Source organism: Marinobacterium maritimum (assembly GCF_039523155.1).
GTDB classification, from domain to species: Bacteria; Pseudomonadota; Gammaproteobacteria; order Pseudomonadales; family Balneatricaceae; genus Marinobacterium; species Marinobacterium maritimum.
In genome coordinates this window covers 386,176-402,833 of sequence record NZ_BAAAET010000001.1, presented here as the reverse complement: position 1 = coordinate 402,833, position 16,658 = coordinate 386,176, and the positions used below count along the sequence as shown (strand labels likewise).

7 protein-coding genes are annotated in these 16,658 nt (G+C 58.1%); 1 reads left to right on the top strand and 6 read right to left on the bottom strand.

Annotated elements, in window-relative coordinates; translation table 11 throughout:
- Positions 1-13 precede the first annotated feature (13 nt).
- Positions 14-958 (top strand): DMT family transporter, encoded by a 945-nt coding sequence (locus ABD013_RS01805; protein WP_343801377.1) that lies wholly within the window; start codon positions 14-16, stop codon positions 956-958.
- Here ABD013_RS01805 and ABD013_RS01800 read toward each other — a convergent pair whose 3' ends face one another.
- The 6 genes from ABD013_RS01800 to ABD013_RS01775 form a co-directional block, all read right to left on the bottom strand.
- Positions 959-2,293, bottom strand: a complete 1,335-nt coding sequence (locus ABD013_RS01800; RefSeq protein WP_343801374.1) for an exonuclease SbcCD subunit D C-terminal domain-containing protein — start codon at positions 2,291-2,293, stop codon at positions 959-961. It abuts the gene before it with no gap.
- Position 2,294: 1 nt separating this feature from the next.
- Positions 2,295-2,714: a secondary thiamine-phosphate synthase enzyme YjbQ gene (locus ABD013_RS01795; RefSeq protein ID WP_343801371.1), complete on the bottom strand. Its 420-nt coding sequence runs from the start codon at positions 2,712-2,714 to the stop codon at positions 2,295-2,297.
- 146 nt (positions 2,715-2,860) lie between these two features.
- Complete coding sequence (locus ABD013_RS01790; protein ID WP_343801368.1) at positions 2,861-3,373, bottom strand: Tll0287-like domain-containing protein; 513 nt, start codon at positions 3,371-3,373, stop codon at positions 2,861-2,863.
- A 212-nt stretch (positions 3,374-3,585) separates the two neighbouring features.
- Positions 3,586-5,709, bottom strand: coding sequence for a site-2 protease family protein (locus ABD013_RS01785; RefSeq protein ID WP_343801365.1), 2,124 nt, complete (start codon positions 5,707-5,709; stop codon positions 3,586-3,588).
- A gap of 11 nt (positions 5,710-5,720) precedes the next feature.
- Positions 5,721-7,097 carry an efflux RND transporter periplasmic adaptor subunit gene (locus tag ABD013_RS01780; RefSeq protein WP_343801362.1) on the bottom strand — a complete coding sequence of 459 codons (1,377 nt, stop codon included), beginning with the start codon at positions 7,095-7,097 and terminating at the stop codon, positions 5,721-5,723.
- Positions 7,090-16,620 carry a tandem-95 repeat protein gene (locus ABD013_RS01775; protein WP_343801359.1) on the bottom strand — a complete coding sequence of 3,177 codons (9,531 nt, stop codon included), beginning with the start codon at positions 16,618-16,620 and terminating at the stop codon, positions 7,090-7,092. The genes ABD013_RS01780 and ABD013_RS01775 overlap by 8 nt, the downstream gene beginning before the upstream one ends.
- Positions 16,621-16,658 lie beyond the last annotated feature (38 nt).

Here is a 16,658-nt window from a genome sequence, read left to right as displayed (position 1 = left end):
ACCGCGAGGAAGTATGCTGCAACGGCTACGCCATCACACTCACGGCCTGTCGCCCACGGAAAAGGGCATGGGCATCATCACTCTGGCCATGTTACTGATTCCCGGCATGGATGCCATCGCCAAGCTGTTGGCGCCCGCTCTTTCACCCGCGCAGATCGGCTGCCTGCGTTTCGCCATGCAGACGCTGCTGCTGGCAGGCTTCATGATGCGTGACCGCACCGGCCAGGCCATTCGGCCGGTGCTCGGCCAGCTGATGCTGTCGGGGCTGTGGATCGCGACTGCCCTGACCTTCCTGTTCTGGGGGCTGATATACCTGCCACTGGCCAACAACATCGCCATCTTTTTTGTCGAGCCGCTGATCCTGATGCTGATGTCGGCCTGGTTTCTAGGCGAGAAAGTCAGCCGCCACCAGTATGGCGCGGTGTTCGTGGGGCTGCTCGGAGCCCTGATCGTGATCCGCCCCAACTGGGAAGCCTATGGCTGGGTCACCGTGCTGCCGCTGCTGGCTGCGACCTTCTATGCTGCCCATATGGCGACGCTGCGCCACCTGTCCGGCCATATCAGTGGACTGGCGTCCCAGTTCTGGAGCGGTGTTTTCGCCGGCCTGTTTCTGGCGCTGGCCATGCTGGTCGGTGGCATCACCGGTTTCGAACAGCTGGAATGGCGCCCCAATGTCGCTGCACACTGGCAGCTCCTGCTGTTGATGGGCGTCCTCTCGGCCCTGGCGTTCGGCCTGATTAACGCCGCCTTCAAACACGCGCCTGCCAGCCTGCTCGCCCCTTTCCAGTACCTAGAGATCATCAGCGCCACCGCGCTGGGCTATCTGCTGTTCGGTGACTACCCCGATGCACTGACCTGGCTTGGCACCGCGATCATTCTCGGTTCAGGGCTGTACCTGTTTCATCGTGAACGCCGCACCCGCCAGCGTCTGGTCGAGGCCGGCATAGAGTCGCGCTGACTATTCAGCGCGATGATCCTGCTCCACCATCTGCTGCAGCAGGCCGTTGAACAACTGCTTCAACTCGGCCTGCTGGGCATCGGGCACCTGGTGCGCCACCAGGGCTCGCTCGAACACCTCGGCTGGCTGGAGATCATCCAGCGTTTCTTCGTCACCGCTACGAGACAGGATGCGATCCACTACCCGGTTGTTGCGCACCCTCAGCAGCACCAACGGGGTACCGTCCACCCGCTGTTCCAGCCACTGACGCAGGTCTGCCGCAATCTGGTCGCCCTCATAGAGCACTTCCAACCAGATCGACTCACCTTCTGCCGCAAGGCGGTCCAGCGCCGCTTCCAGCGCCGCCTGATCACCCTTGATCCTCTCCAGACGCTGAAAGCGGGGGATATCAACCAGCTGCAGACGAGGTGAGCGCCCCTCAAACTCGATCAGACAGAGGCTTTTCTGCTGCCGGGCCTCACCAAAGCCCATCGCCAATGGCGAGCCGCTGTAACGGATCTGCTCACAGCCGGCCACCGCCTGAGGCACGTGCAGATGCCCCAGCGCCACATAGTCGAGACTGGCGGGAAAGGCATCGGCTCCCACCAATGCCAGCGAGCCCACATAGAGGTCGCGCACACCGTCACCTTCCAGCGTTTTGCCCCCGGCGGCAAACAAATGTCCCATGCCGATCAACGGCACTTCGACCGCCAGCTCGTCACGCAACCGTTCTGCGGCAGTACACACCTGCGCATAGTGCTCACGGATGCCGACCACCAGCTTGCGATCCTTGTCCTCAAGGCTTTCACCCGCCTCGGCCTGACGAATGTCGCGGTCACGCAGATAGGGCACCGCGCAGATGATCGCCTCCGGCTGGCCATCGACATCACGCAGCAGCACGACCTCGTCGGCCGGATCCTCACAGGCGGCACCAACCACATGCACATCGAGCACTTTCAACAGCTGAGCCGGTGCGTTGAGAAAACTGGGGGAATCGTGATTACCACCGATAATGACCACATGGCGACAGCTCGACGCCGCCACCTTATTGAGGAAACGGTAGTACAGCGACTGCGCCCGGTTGCTCGGAGTCGTGGTATCGAAGAGGTCGCCGGCGATCAGCAGGATATCGATAGACTGCTCGACGATCTGCGCCTGCATCCAGTTGAGGAACGCTTCGAACTCTTCGTAGCGCTTCTGGCCATAGAGCAGCCGCCCCAGATGCCAGTCGGAGCTGTGCAGCACACGCAGCGGGCGGCCAGACGTTTTCATGATGGGCGTTGATTCGACAGTTTCAGGCTCTGCGGCCTCCTGAGCTTCAGACGGAGCATCAAACAGCGAAGGTTGTTCCGGCACGTTACTCTCCCTGCAAGGTGGCGATGATACGGCGGCTACCGCCGTGGTTACGGTGTTCACCCAGGTAGATCCCCTGCCAGGTACCCAGATTAAGACGACCGTCCGTGACCGGCAGCATCAGGCTGACACCGAGAATACTGCTCTTGAAATGGGCCGGCAGATCATCCGAACCTTCATAGATATGCTGGTAGTAGGGTTCGTCTTCAGGCACTGAGCGATTGAAGAAGGCCTCAAAGTCGGACCGCACCGTCGGGTCGGCATTTTCGTTCAGCGTCAGGCTGGCCGAAGTATGCTGCAACAGCAGGTGCAACAGGCCGGTTTTCACCTGGCGCAGCTCAGGCAAGGCCTGTTCGATCTCGTCGGTGATGAGGTGAAAGCCACGGGGGCGCGACTTGAGTCGGATGGTTTGCTGATGCCACATATCGGTCTCCTGCTCAGGCCGGCCAGTGTAACGCAAAACCGCCTGGCTCTGGAGCTAACCGATGACACAACCAGTGGCTGACGTTTAGCCCCCGATTGCATCATGGCAATGCAGGGGGAGTTCCGCCCCCCTTACCTCTTCGGTTGTTACTGTGCCTTCTGCTTGCCCAGCTCGACCCAGAGCACACCGCGCAAATCGCCAAGGGCATAGCCGGTTGCCTGGTCATTCGGGTAGTGCAGATCCAGCGCGGCCTTGACCTCAGCCTTGGGTTCACCATGGCAGGCAAGGCAGGGCTTCTGGATAAACAAGGGCTCGGCATAGAGTTGATGACCATCGATGGTGAGCAACTGAGGTTGCGGTTCTTGCTCAACCGCTGCCAGCAGCTGCTCCTGCCAGGGTTGAGGCGCGTTCGCCGGACTGCGGGTACGCGTCCCGATGCGACCCAGCTTTACCCCATGGCGCTGCGCCAGAGTATCGGCCAGGGGGCCTGCGGCACTGTTGCACACTGAAATACCATTCACCGGCCCACCTTCGGCGATGGCCGACTTCAGCGTCTGCATCAGTTCACCCTTGAATTCTGCCGCAATGGCCTTTCCCTGTTCCAGTTCACCCGCCGTGGCCATCATCGGCAACAGCAGCAACGCCGCCAGTCTTTTCATTGAATCTCCCGCTATATTGATGATTGAACCGGTACTCACGCGAAATATCTTCCATAAAGGTTAAGATATAACTTATACAGATACACCTAATATATGAATATATGGAGTACCATTCCAGTTAATCCTCACGCAGATTCAGGCCTGTTTAGGTACAGGGCTTCCTCCATCACTCTTATGGGCAGCGCCCTATTCGGCATTGACCTCGTCTGTGGTCAAAAGCCAAGCTCCCGGCGCAGCAAGGCAACAGCAGAACGCCAGTAATGCCAGCCCCAGGCACGCCGATCCCCATAGACCACCAACTTGCCACGTAACTCAGCCAGGTTCTGTTCCTGCAACCCGATATCGGCGCCTGGTGCCAATTCCAGTGTCAGGCGGTACAGCGCCTGTTCCGGGAACAGCAGATCACCCTGCTCACGCACCAGTAACTCCCCACCGCGCGTGGAGGCCAGCATTGCATCTGCAAGTACGCGAGTCGCATCAGTATCGATACGCCTGACCACTAGTTCCAATGGTGTCAGGTGCCCTGATTCCACGAAGAAACGTGCCCGATCACCTTCCTGCACTCGGTCACGCTCGGTTTCCGGCAGGTAGCCGTGAACCCGCCACAGGTTGGGCTGGATGATTTCCCCCAGGCGCTCGTTTTCCGCCACCCAACTGCCCGCTTTCAGATCCGGCGTAGCCGATTTGAACACCCCAGCCTGTTCAGCCTGAACGCGGTAACGCTTGAGCTGCTGTTCCAGACCTTCCAGCTCGGCCAGCACCTGACGCCTTTGCGACTCGATCACGGCCAGCTGCTGGTGCAGCTCGGGGTCGAGCCGGCTGGCGGTGCGTTGACGTTCCAGCCCCTGCAGCCGTGCCTGAGCACTGTGGTACTGTGATCGCAGATCAGGCGATTCCAGCAGGAACAGCGGCTGACCTGCTTCAACCAGGCTGCCATCCACCGGCAGGATAGCGTCTATGAGCGCATCACCCGGCACCAACACCGGCTGGCTATGTGCCGGGACAAGCAGCGCCTGAGTATGAATTCGACTGTCCCAGGGCAGCACCAGTACCAGCAGGGCCAGCACTAACAGGCCGAGGCTGCGAAGACTGCGTTTGCTGTTCATGATATCGCCATTGCGCTCCCGCCAGACATTAAGTTCATGAGCGACCGGTCGCAGGATGAACCAGCCGATTTCGATTACGGCCAACAGTGGCCCCAAGGGTTTGGGAAACATCAGGTACACCATGACCGCGATACCGACAAACACCACCAGCCGGTACAACCAGGTTCCCCAGGCAAAGAATATCAGTAGCCGGTGACGAGCCCGGCTGAAGTACTCCGGCTGCTCGTCCCCCAGTCCGAACAGGCGCTCGCGCAGATCCCAGCGGGCCAGCGCAAAGGCGCGCTGATGCAGATTGGGCAGGTCCAGCCAATCCATCAGCAGAAAATAGCCGTCAAAGCGCAGGAAAGGCGAGGCATTGACCAGCAGAGTCGAAATCCAGGTGGTGGTCGCCAGCAGGAAGATGCCGTTACGCAGAGGACCATCCGGCAGGAATCCCCAGACGAACGTGGCCCAGGCCGCTATCGTCAACTCGGTGCGAATGCCCGCGGCCCCCACCAGCAAGCGCTGCTTCCGTGATGGCAGTTTCCAGGCATCATTGACGTCGGTATAGGCCATGGGGAACATCACCAGAAATGCGATTCCCACGGTTGGCACACGGCAGCCAAGGTGTTTGGCAGTAAAGGCATGCCCCAACTCATGCAGAAACTTCACGCATACCAGCGTGACGCCATAGGCCAGCAGGCCCGCTGGACTGAACATATCCACCAATGTGGAGGTAAAGCCATCCCACTGGCGCGAGACCTCGAACAGCCCCAGCAACAGGGCCAGCAGGCTGATCAGAGCGAAGGTGCCACTGCCCAGCCATCGAACGCCGGGCAGAGTGCGCTCCAGCCAGGTATCGGGCCGCCACAGGGGCAAACGGAAAAACAGGTAACGGTGCAGCAGCCAGGTCAGCGGCGACGTTTTACGCTGAGCAAGACGATCACAAAAGCGCTCCGTACTGCTGGCCTGACCGGTTTTGACCAGTTCATGCTGGTGCAGAAACTTCACCACCTCTTCTACAGCATCGACATCGACGTTCAGGGTGGTGTCCTGCTTCAGGGATAACACGATCAGTGCCGGGTCAGCCAATGTCCAGCGACAGAGAATCTCGAATGTCAGCCAGTCGATACGGAAATAGAGGTTGCGCAAGGGATCATGCAGCGACCAGGCCGGCTCTCCCTGAGCAGAATCCGGCCCTTGATGCAGCCTTAATTCATCTCTCAACGCCGGCAGTGAAGACGTGGCCATGCGCGGTTGCCTCACAACCCAATCCAGCCACGCAGTGCACTCCAGGGGCGCCGTGCTATCCAGAAGATGAGCGACACCTGCTCACCCTCAAGCTTGGCGGTGCCTTTGAGGCCCAGCCGGGGGAGCAACGCTGCATCTGACGGTTCCAGCTGCGCCCGTACACGGTAGGCAAATTGCCCATCCGGCCGCTGTTCGGCCAGATGAGCGACATAACTGATTCGGGCGCTGACCGGATTAACCGGGTCGGCCGCCAGATACAGCCTGACCTCGTTGCCTGCCAGAAGGCTGACCATATCGGCCGGTGATACCCAGGCTTCAACCTGGGTTTTATGCTCATCGGCCACCACCATGATCCGTTCACCGGTCACCACCGGGCGTCCGATCAGCTCACCTGCATCCTCGAACAGCACCACACCCTCGCGAGGTGCAGGCACCTGACTGCGCTGGTTAAGCTCACGCAGGTATTCCACTTCCACCTGACGCTCGGCGATCTGACTCTGCAACACGGCAAGTTCGGATTTGCTCTCGGCATCAAACAGTGCGCGCTGAGCATTTCGCCGGTATTCAGCCTGAATGGTGAGCAACGAGCGCTCCGCCACTTCCAGTCGGCTCGCCAGAGAAACACGATCAAAAGCAAACAGGGGCTGCTCGGCATCGACCCGCTGGTTAGGGGATACCAGCACATCATCGATAATGCCATCCATCGGCGCGCGGATAATGGCCGGCTCCAGCGGTACCAGTTCCGCAGGCGCCAGAACCGTGAGCCGCACCGGCAGAGCCGCGATCACAAGTGTAGCCAGCGTCAGACCACCACGAACCAGCCAGCGCTTTCGGCTGCTCGCCCGAGGCGCCGGTCGCAGGCGGTGCAACCAGGAGCGAGGCTGATGAGCGGCATAGGCCTGAACCCAGGCATCACACCACTCCTGAAGCATGGAAACTTCTGCAGCCTTGAACGGCTGCTCCCGTGCCAGTACCAAACGTCCGCCGGCGAAACCTTCACGGCACGGCAGCTGAATCACCGCCAGAAACGGCGGCAGCCATTCCTGCCAGCCTGTCCATTCATCGACTCCTGACAGCGCCCGCAGATCCAGCGTAGCCGTCCCCGCCTCGGCAGCATTGGCCTGCCGACACCAACGGTCGAGCCAGTGCACGTAAGGAGCCTGACGCTCAACCGTCGACACCCCCGACAGAGCTTCTACCCCTTGGCTGCAGCTCCAGAAGGCTGCCTGCCGGTAAGACAGCAAAGCATGGCTTTCATTGACCAGTGTAAAACGCAGAGAAGCGGCAGATGCCGCTTCACGTGCCCGCCGCATCAGGTGCAGCAGGGTGGCCAGCATCGCCTCAGGGGCGTCCTGCTGGCCGGTTTGCTGTTGTAGCGCGTCAGGCATTACCACTCCGTTCTTCGGCGGCAGCACGTGCCAGCTCAATCAAGCGATCACGTTCCGCCTTCCAGGCGAACTGATTGTGAGTCTGCAACTGCTGCATCAATCCACCCTTGCCTTCATGGATGACCTCTGCCGTCTCCGCCTGCTCCGAGCGCACCTGGATCGTAACCATGGTTTCAACCTGGTCTCCATTTTGATCGCGTGCAATCACACGAATGATCAGGGTGCCATCGAAGCCCTTGGGTGCTACACCTCGGAACTCGCCTTTTTCCGGATCAAACACCAGCCAATCAGGTATCGGGCGCCCATCGGACAACACCGCCGACAGTGTGATTTCAGCCCCAGGCTCAGTATGACCAAAGGTATCGCTCGGAATGCTGAAGCTGATCAGGGTGATACCGTTGCTGGAGGCAAATGTCTGCTCCGGGATGTCACGCTGCACCAGAATCTGGCCTGTTTGCACCGGTTGACCCAACTCCACAGCAGGTGCTTCCTGAGGGGCTTCAGCCACTTCTGCCGGCGGTGGCGGTGGTGGCGGAATATCGGCCGACGGTGCAGGTGCAACCGGGGCGGGCGGCACCACGACAGGTTTGGGCGTTACTTCCACGTTGACGGTGATGGTATCGGTGCCACCCTTGCCATCGCTGACCATCACGGTGAAGCTGTCATTGCCGGAGTAGCCCGGATTCGGCGTGTACTCCCAGCCGCCGTCCGGGTTGATGGTGACAGTGCCATTAGCCGGATCGGTCGTTTTGCTGAACGTCAGCTCATCGCCGTCCACGTCCTCAGCTTCGAGCTGGCCGCTCACCGGGGTGTCTTCCGGCGTAATAACGCTCTGATCGTCACCCAGTGGGTCGCCGTTGCCATCGACCAGCACCGGGGCATCGTTCTCCGGGGTCACCGTGATACTGACGGTGATGGTGTCGGTATTGCCCGCAGGGTCACGCACTACAACGGTGAAGCTGTCATTGCCGTTGTAATCCGGATCCGGGGTGTAGGTCCAGTTGCCGTCCTCGTCTACAGTGACCGTCCCGTTAGCCGGATCAGATGCTTTCTCGAAAGTGAGATCATCGCCATCCGGGTCGTTCGCATCCAGTTTTCCATTAACAGGGGTGTCTTCCCGGGTGGTGACACTGACGTCTTCACCCAGCGGGTTGCCGCTTTCATCCACAAACTCGGGGACATCGGCGACAGGACTGACGGTAATCGTCAGGGTTGAAGTGTCATCCGTACCCGAGCCATCGGTGACCACGTAGCTGATCACCGGGAAGGCGCCGTTCCAGTTCGCCACCGGGGTGAAGCTGTAGCTGCCATCGGCATTGACGGTGATCGCGCCCTTGCCTGTCACAGAGTAGGCGTTGCCGAGAGTGAACGGGCCGGACTCGCCGACAAGGGCGAAGCTCTTCAACGTCACCGGGCCATCGACGCTGCTGGTACCGCTCAACAGGCTGCCGGTGGTTTCACCGCTGTCCTCGTTCACATTGAGGATTTCGTTGTCGTCGGTGAAGTCGTCATTCACCGGATCAACGGTAATCGTCAGGGTTGAAGTGTCATCCGTACCCGAGCCATCGGTGACCACGTAGCTGATCACCGGGAAGTCACCGTTCCAGTTAGCCGCCGGGGTGAAGCGGTAGCTGCCATCGGCATTGACGGTGATCGTACCCTTGCCTGCCACAGTGAAGGCGTTGCCGAGAGTGAACGGGCCGGACTCGCCGACAAGGGCGAAGCTCTTCACCGTCACCGGGCCATCGACGCTGCTGGTTCCGCTCAGCAGGTTGCCGGTGGTCTCACCGCTGTCCTCGTTCACGTTGAGGATTTCGTTGCCGTCGGTGAAGTCGTCATTCACCGGATCAACGTTAATCGTCAGGGTTGAAGTGTCATCCGTACCCGAGCCATCGGTGACCACGTAGCTGATCACCGGGAAGGCGCCGTTCCAGTTCGCCGCCGGGGTGAAGCGGTAGCTGCCATCGGCATTGACGGTGATCGTACCCTTGCCTGCTACAGTGAAGGCGTTGCCGAGAGTGAACGGGCCGGACTCGCCGACAAGGGCGAAGCTCTTCACCGTCACCGGGCCATCGACGCTGCTGGTTCCGCTCAGCAGGGTACCGGTGGTCTCACCGCTGTCCTCGTTCACGTTGAGGATTTCGTTGCCGTCGGTGAAGTCGTCATTCACCGGATCAACGGTAATCGTCAGGGTTGAAGTGTCATCCGTACCCGAGCCATCGGTGACCACGTAGCTGATCACCGGGAAGGCGCCGTTCCAGTTCGCCACCGGGGTGAAGCGGTAGCTGCCATCGGTATTGACGGTGACCGTCCCCTTGCCGTCCACACTGTAGGCACTGCCAAGAGTGAACGGGCCGGACTCACCAGCGATGGTGAAGCTTTTCACCGTCACCGGGCCATCGACGCTGCTGGTACCACTCAGCAAAGTACCGGTGGTCTCACCGCTGTCCTCGTTCACATTGAGGATCTCGTTGTCGTCGGTGAAGTCGTCATTCACCGGATCAACGGTAATCGTCAGGGTTGAAGTGTCATCCGTACCCGAGCCATCGGTGACCACGTAGCTGATCACCGGGAAGGCACCGTTCCAGTTCGCCGCCGGGGTGAAGCTGTAGCTGCCATCGGCATTGACGGTGATCGCCCCCTTGCCTGCCACAGAGTAGGCGTTGCCGAGAGTGAACGGGCCGGACTCACCAGCGATGGTGAAGCTTTTCACCGTCACCGGGCCATCGACGCTGCTGGTACCACTCAGCAAAGTACCGGTGGTTTCACCGCTATCCTCGTTCACGTTGAGAATTTCGTCGTCGTCGGTAAAGTCGTCATTTTCAGGCGTAACATTGACGGTAAGCGTATAGGCATCAGCACTGTAGGCGGTGCCGTCACTCACTTTAAAACCAACCGTTGTGTAAGGACTGCCGTTTTCATCCGTTCCGGGGACAAAACGCAACTTGCCTGCATCGATATCTGCCTTGGTGATCTCCTGATTCAGCGTCACCGGGTTCCAGTCTGTACCATCGAAGTACTCCAGGCTGCCGCTGGTTTCGAGAGTGGAAATCTGCACTTTAACGAGCGTATCACCGTCCACATCGGCAAAAGTACCGAAATCGTCCGCGGCCAAAACAACGGGAATATCCTCAGGTGTGGTGACGCTATCGTCTGTACCTGTCGGCAGGTCATTTACAGCCGTCACACTTGTGGAAAGCAAAACGGTATCGGCAGAGACGGCAGTAATACCACCATTGTTGCTGACATCCACAACTGCCGCATTGATGACGCTGGTGCTGCTGTCGATCAACCGTACAGTCACATCAGGGGCATCACCATGGTAATCGGCTGCCGGGACAAAACGCATCATGGCCGTTGCATCCAGCGTTAGCGCACTGGCATCGCCACTGATACTGCCTAGTGTGGTCCAGGAGCCACCAGCATCCGTGCTGTACTGCCACTGACCCTTGCCGGTGTCTTCGGTGTAGTCAATGATGGCAATGCCGGCGAGAGTATTGGCGCTGCTGCCACCGGATACTTCATCAGTCTGGTCATCAAAATTCGGGGTGAACAGGTTCGCAACCGTATCCCCTGGCGGATTGTCAGAATCTTCCGAAATGGATGGCAAGGAGCTGCTGCCGGAAGCCAAAGGTGCGTCGTTAACCGCCGTCACACTAACTCTGATGGTATCAGTGGCGGTACTGAATGGAGAGCCCTGGCCACTCATGGTCAGAGTTAACGTCCAGTTGGTAAGGCTTCCCCCCTCATCTGTGGCCACATCATCTGCAATATACAGCGTCCATGTACCGTTGGGATCTGTACCGTCAAAGGCTGCAAGTTGGCTGGCAAAGCTGCCGCTGATGCCATCGAAAGAGTCCAGATCGGACGAATCCTCATTATCAATCAAATTAGCCGGTTTATAGGCTCCGCTCGACAGAGCGCTTCCTGCCGGCGGCAGATCAGAACTTGCCTCATCATCAAAAGTCAATGTCAGGTCGGAAATGGCATTCGTGCCCTCTCCACCTGCATCTGACATCAGTATGACCTGTTGGCCTTCAGGGCCAACCAACAGGATATCCATATCCTGGGGCCAGGTATGACTGAGCCCATTCAGGGTAACGTTGATGTCAGCCAGCGTACCTGTGAGGCCCGAAATATCCAGCGTAGAGAGCTCCGTTATGCTTCCTGACCCTGTGCTGGGTATAACGATACCGCCAGTAGAGGTATAGCTGGAGGTTGCATCTGCAGGAGTCGTATCAACCTTTGTACCTGCCGTACCCTCCGTGCGATCCCAGGCCTTGAAGGTCAAACCGCTGGCAACATCACCATTGAAATTGGGGGTGGGTTGGAAGTAAAGACGGGTACTGCCGTCATCTGCCAACAGCAGCGCACTGGTTTCACTGACAGCACCAACTTCGCTCCAGGTAGCGCCATCATCTAACGAGTAGTACCAAGTCCCCTTGCTGGAGTCGATGCCGGTAACCGCAATCCCCTTAAGCGCACCGCCATCAGCATCGCTGATACCGCCGGTAAAATCACCCAGCAGAGAACCAACTGCTCCAGTGGGTGCAGCAGCATCCTCGGCTACAGTCAGAGTCAGGTTGGTATCGGCGAGTTCAGGCGGGGTGTTAGCCGCATCATTGTCACCAATCGTCGCTGTACCGGTTACTCCTTCCGCATTTGCAACCGTACCGGAGACAGTGCCCGTTGACAGGGTAAAGGTTTCAGCCACTTCAATTTCGGTATCGTCGCTTGTCCCAAGGCGGAGCAGGAGGCTTGTTTCACCTGCGGCAATGGTGACGTCACTAACCACCGTGGTCCATGTAGTACCGCCGTCAGTCGATACCTCAAGTGTATTGGCTGCATGGGTATCGGATCCAAGTGTAGCCGACACACCAGCAAGGCTCGGCGTAAACGTAATGTCCTCTGTTGAAGGATTCGACAGCTCAACCTTGAACTGAGCCACTCCTCCTTCGATAACGGAGGTGTTGTTAATGCTGATAACGGGACGGTCATCGTCCAGACCGGTAGTGTCCGTAGCCGGGGTGCCGCCCGGCATATCCGGGCCGTACTTGGTGCCACTACCATCATCGACGATCGCAGTCGAAGCGTTGTCGGTCAGGCTCGCCACGGCATCGGTCGCCACCAGGCTGAAGGTCTCGCTGCCTTCGTAGACGCTGTCATGCTCGCTGCTGATGTCGACGCGCACATACAGCGTGCCATTGGCCGGCATCACCGGTTCGCTGCCCACCGCATAGGGGGTCCAGCTGCTGCCGTCGGTGGAGTACTCGATGGTCGGACTGGTCAGCGTGGCAGTGCCGTTCTGAACTGTCAGCTCAACGGTCTGGCCGTTGTAGCCGGCCACTTCGAACATGGCGTACTGGGAGCCTTCGTTCACCGGACCATAGCCGGTCACCGCCAGACTGCGGTCGTCGTCCAGACCGCTGGTATCCGTAGCCGGGGTACCGCCCGGCATGCCCGGGCCGTACTTGATGCCGCTGCCATCATCCACGATGGCGGTCGACGCATTGTTGGTCAGGCCGGTCACGTTGGCATCGGTTGCCACCAGGCTGAAGCTCTCGCTGCCTTCGAAGACGCCGTCGTGCTCGCTGCTGATGTCCACGCGCACGTACAGGGTGCCGTTGGCCGGCATCACAGGCTCGCTGCCCACCCCATAGGCGGTCCAGCTGCTGCCGTCGGTGGAATACTCGATGGTCGGACTGGTCAGCGTGGCAGTGCCGTTTTGCACCGCAAGTTCGACGGTCTGGCCGTTGTAGCCGGTCACTTCGAACATGGCGTACTGGGAGCCTTCGTTCACCGGACCATGGCCGGTTACCGTCAGGGTCTCTTCGACAACGATTTCGACACTATCACTGTCGTTGGCAAAGTCAGAGTCCTGACTCATGATTGTCAGGTAGTCTGTACCCGCAAACGCGGTATCGGCTTGGTAAGCGAGGGTCGCCAACGCCGCATTAATTTCCGTCTGTGAACCACTGATGCGAAGTTCGTTTGTGCCCTCACCATCGACGCTGGCCGTCCCTGCCGTGACGTTCAGAACGCCATTATCGACTTTAAGCACGACCCAGGACAGGTTACCGTCCTGATCTGCCACACTGATTTCATTGCCGCCAGTAAAATTGATCAGGTCGGTTCCGGTTGTGGTGACAACGGCAGGATAGGCGTTAACCGGAGGCTCGTTACCACCGCTAACGGTAATAGTGAGGGTTTCAGTGGTTATACCGCCGTTGGTATCACGAACCTCGTAGGTAAAGACATCGTTCACATCCAAACCCGCTGCAATTTCGGCGGTTACCACATAGGAGTAACTGCCGTCAGCACCGATGGTCAGCGTGCCGTACGTCCCGATAACGTCTGTGCCATCCACAGCGGTTGTACCACCGGTAACAGCAGTATCTGCAGAGGTGGTCCCGATTCCTGTGACACTCAGAGAGTCTCCGTTATCAACGTCGGAATCGTTGCTGACTACGGAGCCAGTAATCGGCACCACAGCATTTTCACGAGTCGTATTGGTATCAGCAACTGCCACTGGAGCATCGTTTGAGCCGGAAATTGTGATCGTCAGCGTCGCCCAGCTGGTTTTAGAGAATCCATTAGTAACCTGGTAAGTGAAAACCTCGGTCAGTGACTCGCCTGGAGCCAGCGCATCTACGACGTCAAGACTGTCAGTCACTGCATAGGTGTAAGTACCATCCGAAGCCAGTGTCAGGTTACCGTACTCACCGCTGATTACCGCAGAACCACCACTCGAAATAGGACTGGCGCTTGAGCCTGGCACTGCAACTTGAGTGACTTCATTCGTACCGGGTGTGGTACCGTTAAAAATGTCCTCATCATTATCCAGCACGTTGCCGGTTGCATCAGAGCCTATAGGGCTTCCACCAACGTCAATGCCGGATTCAACTGCCGTGCCGTTATCATGCCCCAGGTAGGGATCGTTTGAACCTGTACCGTAAACAGTAATGTAAAGCGTGCTGGTGCTCTCCACACCGGCACTATCCTGCATGGTGTACACAAACTCTTCCACCACCGATTCACCCTCAGACAGGAGAGGGTTATCGGTAATCGGGGTATAGGTGTAACTGCCGTCAGCACTCAATACCAGAGTACCGTACTGGGTATTCACGGTATGGTCACTGCCCAGGCTGGCACTGCTGAACGTCAGCGTTAGCCCTGTTGGGTCGCCGGAAGGATCAAAGTCGTTGGATATGCTGATGGAGGTGATGTTACCACTGACGTCATACTCAATGCCGGTCACAGTGGTGCCCGCAGGTAGATTGGTAGCAGACACCTCCATACCTTCCCGGATGTGTCCACTGTAGGATGCGATATCGATCGCAACATCGACACTGGCACCGTCCACTACCAGCTCGCCGCCTTTTGCACTGTTCGCGGCTTCATTGCCGTTCGCCGAGCCGAATTCAAAGTAGCCCTGAAGCTGACTGGCCACATCCGTGAACGCGACCCATTGCGACGTCGCACTGTTCCAATAATGGGTGGGGGTCCCGCTGAGTGTAAAATCGGTGGTATTGGCTACCAGGCCATCAGCCTTGCCGAGGGCTGAAATAAGATTGTAGTTGGTACCGTCAAAGGCGGCCAATGCAACCGCCGTTGTACCACTTGCTGTATCCTGATCGTGATCCCAGAAAACGTAAGTCGAGGCACCGGGACTGACGGAATTAATGTTTGTACTGGTCGTAAAGGTCAGCGTGGTACTTGATCCACTGCCGGAATAGCTTCCAGCTGTCGCTTCACCCGTCAACTCCAGTCCCGAGATGGTTCTATCAATCTCGGAATCATCCACATCCGTATCGTTTGTGGTTACATTACCGCTTGCCGAGTAGCCGGTGTAGTCAAAACCACTGCCGCCTATAGTCGTTGACTCCTTGGCCTGGTTGTAATCGGGGTTGGCTGTCGGCGCATCATTGCGACCGTCAATCCGAATCGTCAGGATCGCACTGTCAGTCTCGCCCTTGCCATCGCTGATGGTGAAGGTGAATTGCTCGCTGAGCTGATCGCCAACATTCAGGGCGTCGACTTCGGGAAGCGCATTATTCAAAACATAGGTGTACGTGCCATCGGCATTCAGCGTCAACGTACCGTACTGGCCATTGAGTACAACAGATGTGTCACCGACTGCAGTCTGAACCGCACCATTTCCGGGTCCGACAGATATGACTGATAATGTGTCATTGTCAGCATCACTGGCAAAGTCGAGCACATTCCCCTCTGGATTCTGGCCCGCGACACCATACCCCTGTTCAATAGCCACGGTGGTAGCTGGGCTTGTAACTGGAGTCACGTCACCGGCAACCGGCGGCGTGTTGCTGTCGATCAGCGCATTCAGGGCGTTGTCGACCCGGTCTGAAGACGAGCCAATGACCTTGTAGGTATCGGATGTGACACCTGTGCGTGACACGAAACCAAGGCTGTCAAAGTACGCCTTGTCGACAGCCAGAATAAAGCCACGGTTATCTACCGTATTGCTGTCACCATCCTGGTTACCGTCGGCCTGCGCGGTTGCAAAATCAACGAACTCGGTATCAGTCCAGAAATAGAATCCCTTGACCTCGCCCTGCACCTTGATTGGGCGACTGATCCAGCCGAAATAAGTTTCACCACCGATGTTAATACCAATGGCAGAGACATCATTACCGCTGAAATAGCGGCTATCGGTATCATCGATGACCGTTACGGAGCCCAGGCCATCAGCCGTATAAATGAAGTTGTGGGTATTGGATTCCTTATCGATCGCATACTCGAAGTTTTCGTCCGGAATCCAGTCCTGGACTTCGCCGTCACTCTCGATATCAACGACGATTTCATATGCCGTCTGGAAGTCATAGGTGGCGAACTCCACTTCTACGGCTTCACCGTCAATGTCCAGCGTGGCTGAAGCATCAGTCGAGATCACGCCATCCTGATCTGTACCGGCAACCGCTGCAGCAAAAGCTTCACCCTCGTCCCCTGCGGTATCCCCCCCCGCATTGACCAGACTATCGATGCTGTGACCCAGTTCTTCCACCAGCACCTTGACGATATCCTGCTCGCCGGCAACGCCTTCTACCCAGTCTCTGTTCAGGTAAATCGTCGGCTCGCCATCCTTACCTTCGGCAGCAAAGGCACCCAGCCCCCCCTTGATGGTTTCGTTGTCCAGAAACTCAACTCTGACCTGGTACTCACCCGACAGGATCGACTGGCGCAGGGCTTCCATGGACTGCAGCCACTGGGCATCCAGAGTATCCTTACCGCCGTTGAACAGCTGAAACAGCTCCTCGGCGCTGGCGTTTTCCAGATAATCCTTGATCTGCTGCTGCGCCTGTTCTGTCGCCTGCTGGGTCTGGCCGTGGGCCACCGCCAGACTGAACATATCGTCAGCCGCTTCCACAACCTGATGGTCGTCAGCATGGTCAGCCAGAGTATCGATACTGGCTTCGACGGCAGCACCGTCAAACATGAGGCGTTGTTCCAGCTGCATCAGGTTGGGTAATACAGCACCGGGCTTGTTGTCGAGGGTAGACATCTTTCTGCTCCTTGAAAGGCTCGTCACTGCGGGGCCAT

What these genes read in the sequence shown, in the direction of transcription:
- ABD013_RS01780 (WP_343801362.1), bottom strand. Translation starts at nt 7,097, where the DNA reads ATGCCTGACGCGCTACAACAGCAAACCGGCCAGCAGGACGCCCCTGAG.
- ABD013_RS01775 (WP_343801359.1), bottom strand. Translation starts at nt 16,620, where the DNA reads ATGTCTACCCTCGACAACAAGCCCGGTGCTGTATTACCCAACCTGATG.
- ABD013_RS01805 (WP_343801377.1), top strand. Translation starts at nt 14, where the DNA reads ATGCTGCAACGGCTACGCCATCACACTCACGGCCTGTCGCCCACGGAA.
- ABD013_RS01790 (WP_343801368.1), bottom strand. Translation starts at nt 3,373, where the DNA reads ATGAAAAGACTGGCGGCGTTGCTGCTGTTGCCGATGATGGCCACGGCG.
- ABD013_RS01795 (WP_343801371.1), bottom strand. Translation starts at nt 2,714, where the DNA reads ATGTGGCATCAGCAAACCATCCGACTCAAGTCGCGCCCCCGTGGCTTT.
- ABD013_RS01785 (WP_343801365.1), bottom strand. Translation starts at nt 5,709, where the DNA reads ATGGCCACGTCTTCACTGCCGGCGTTGAGAGATGAATTAAGGCTGCAT.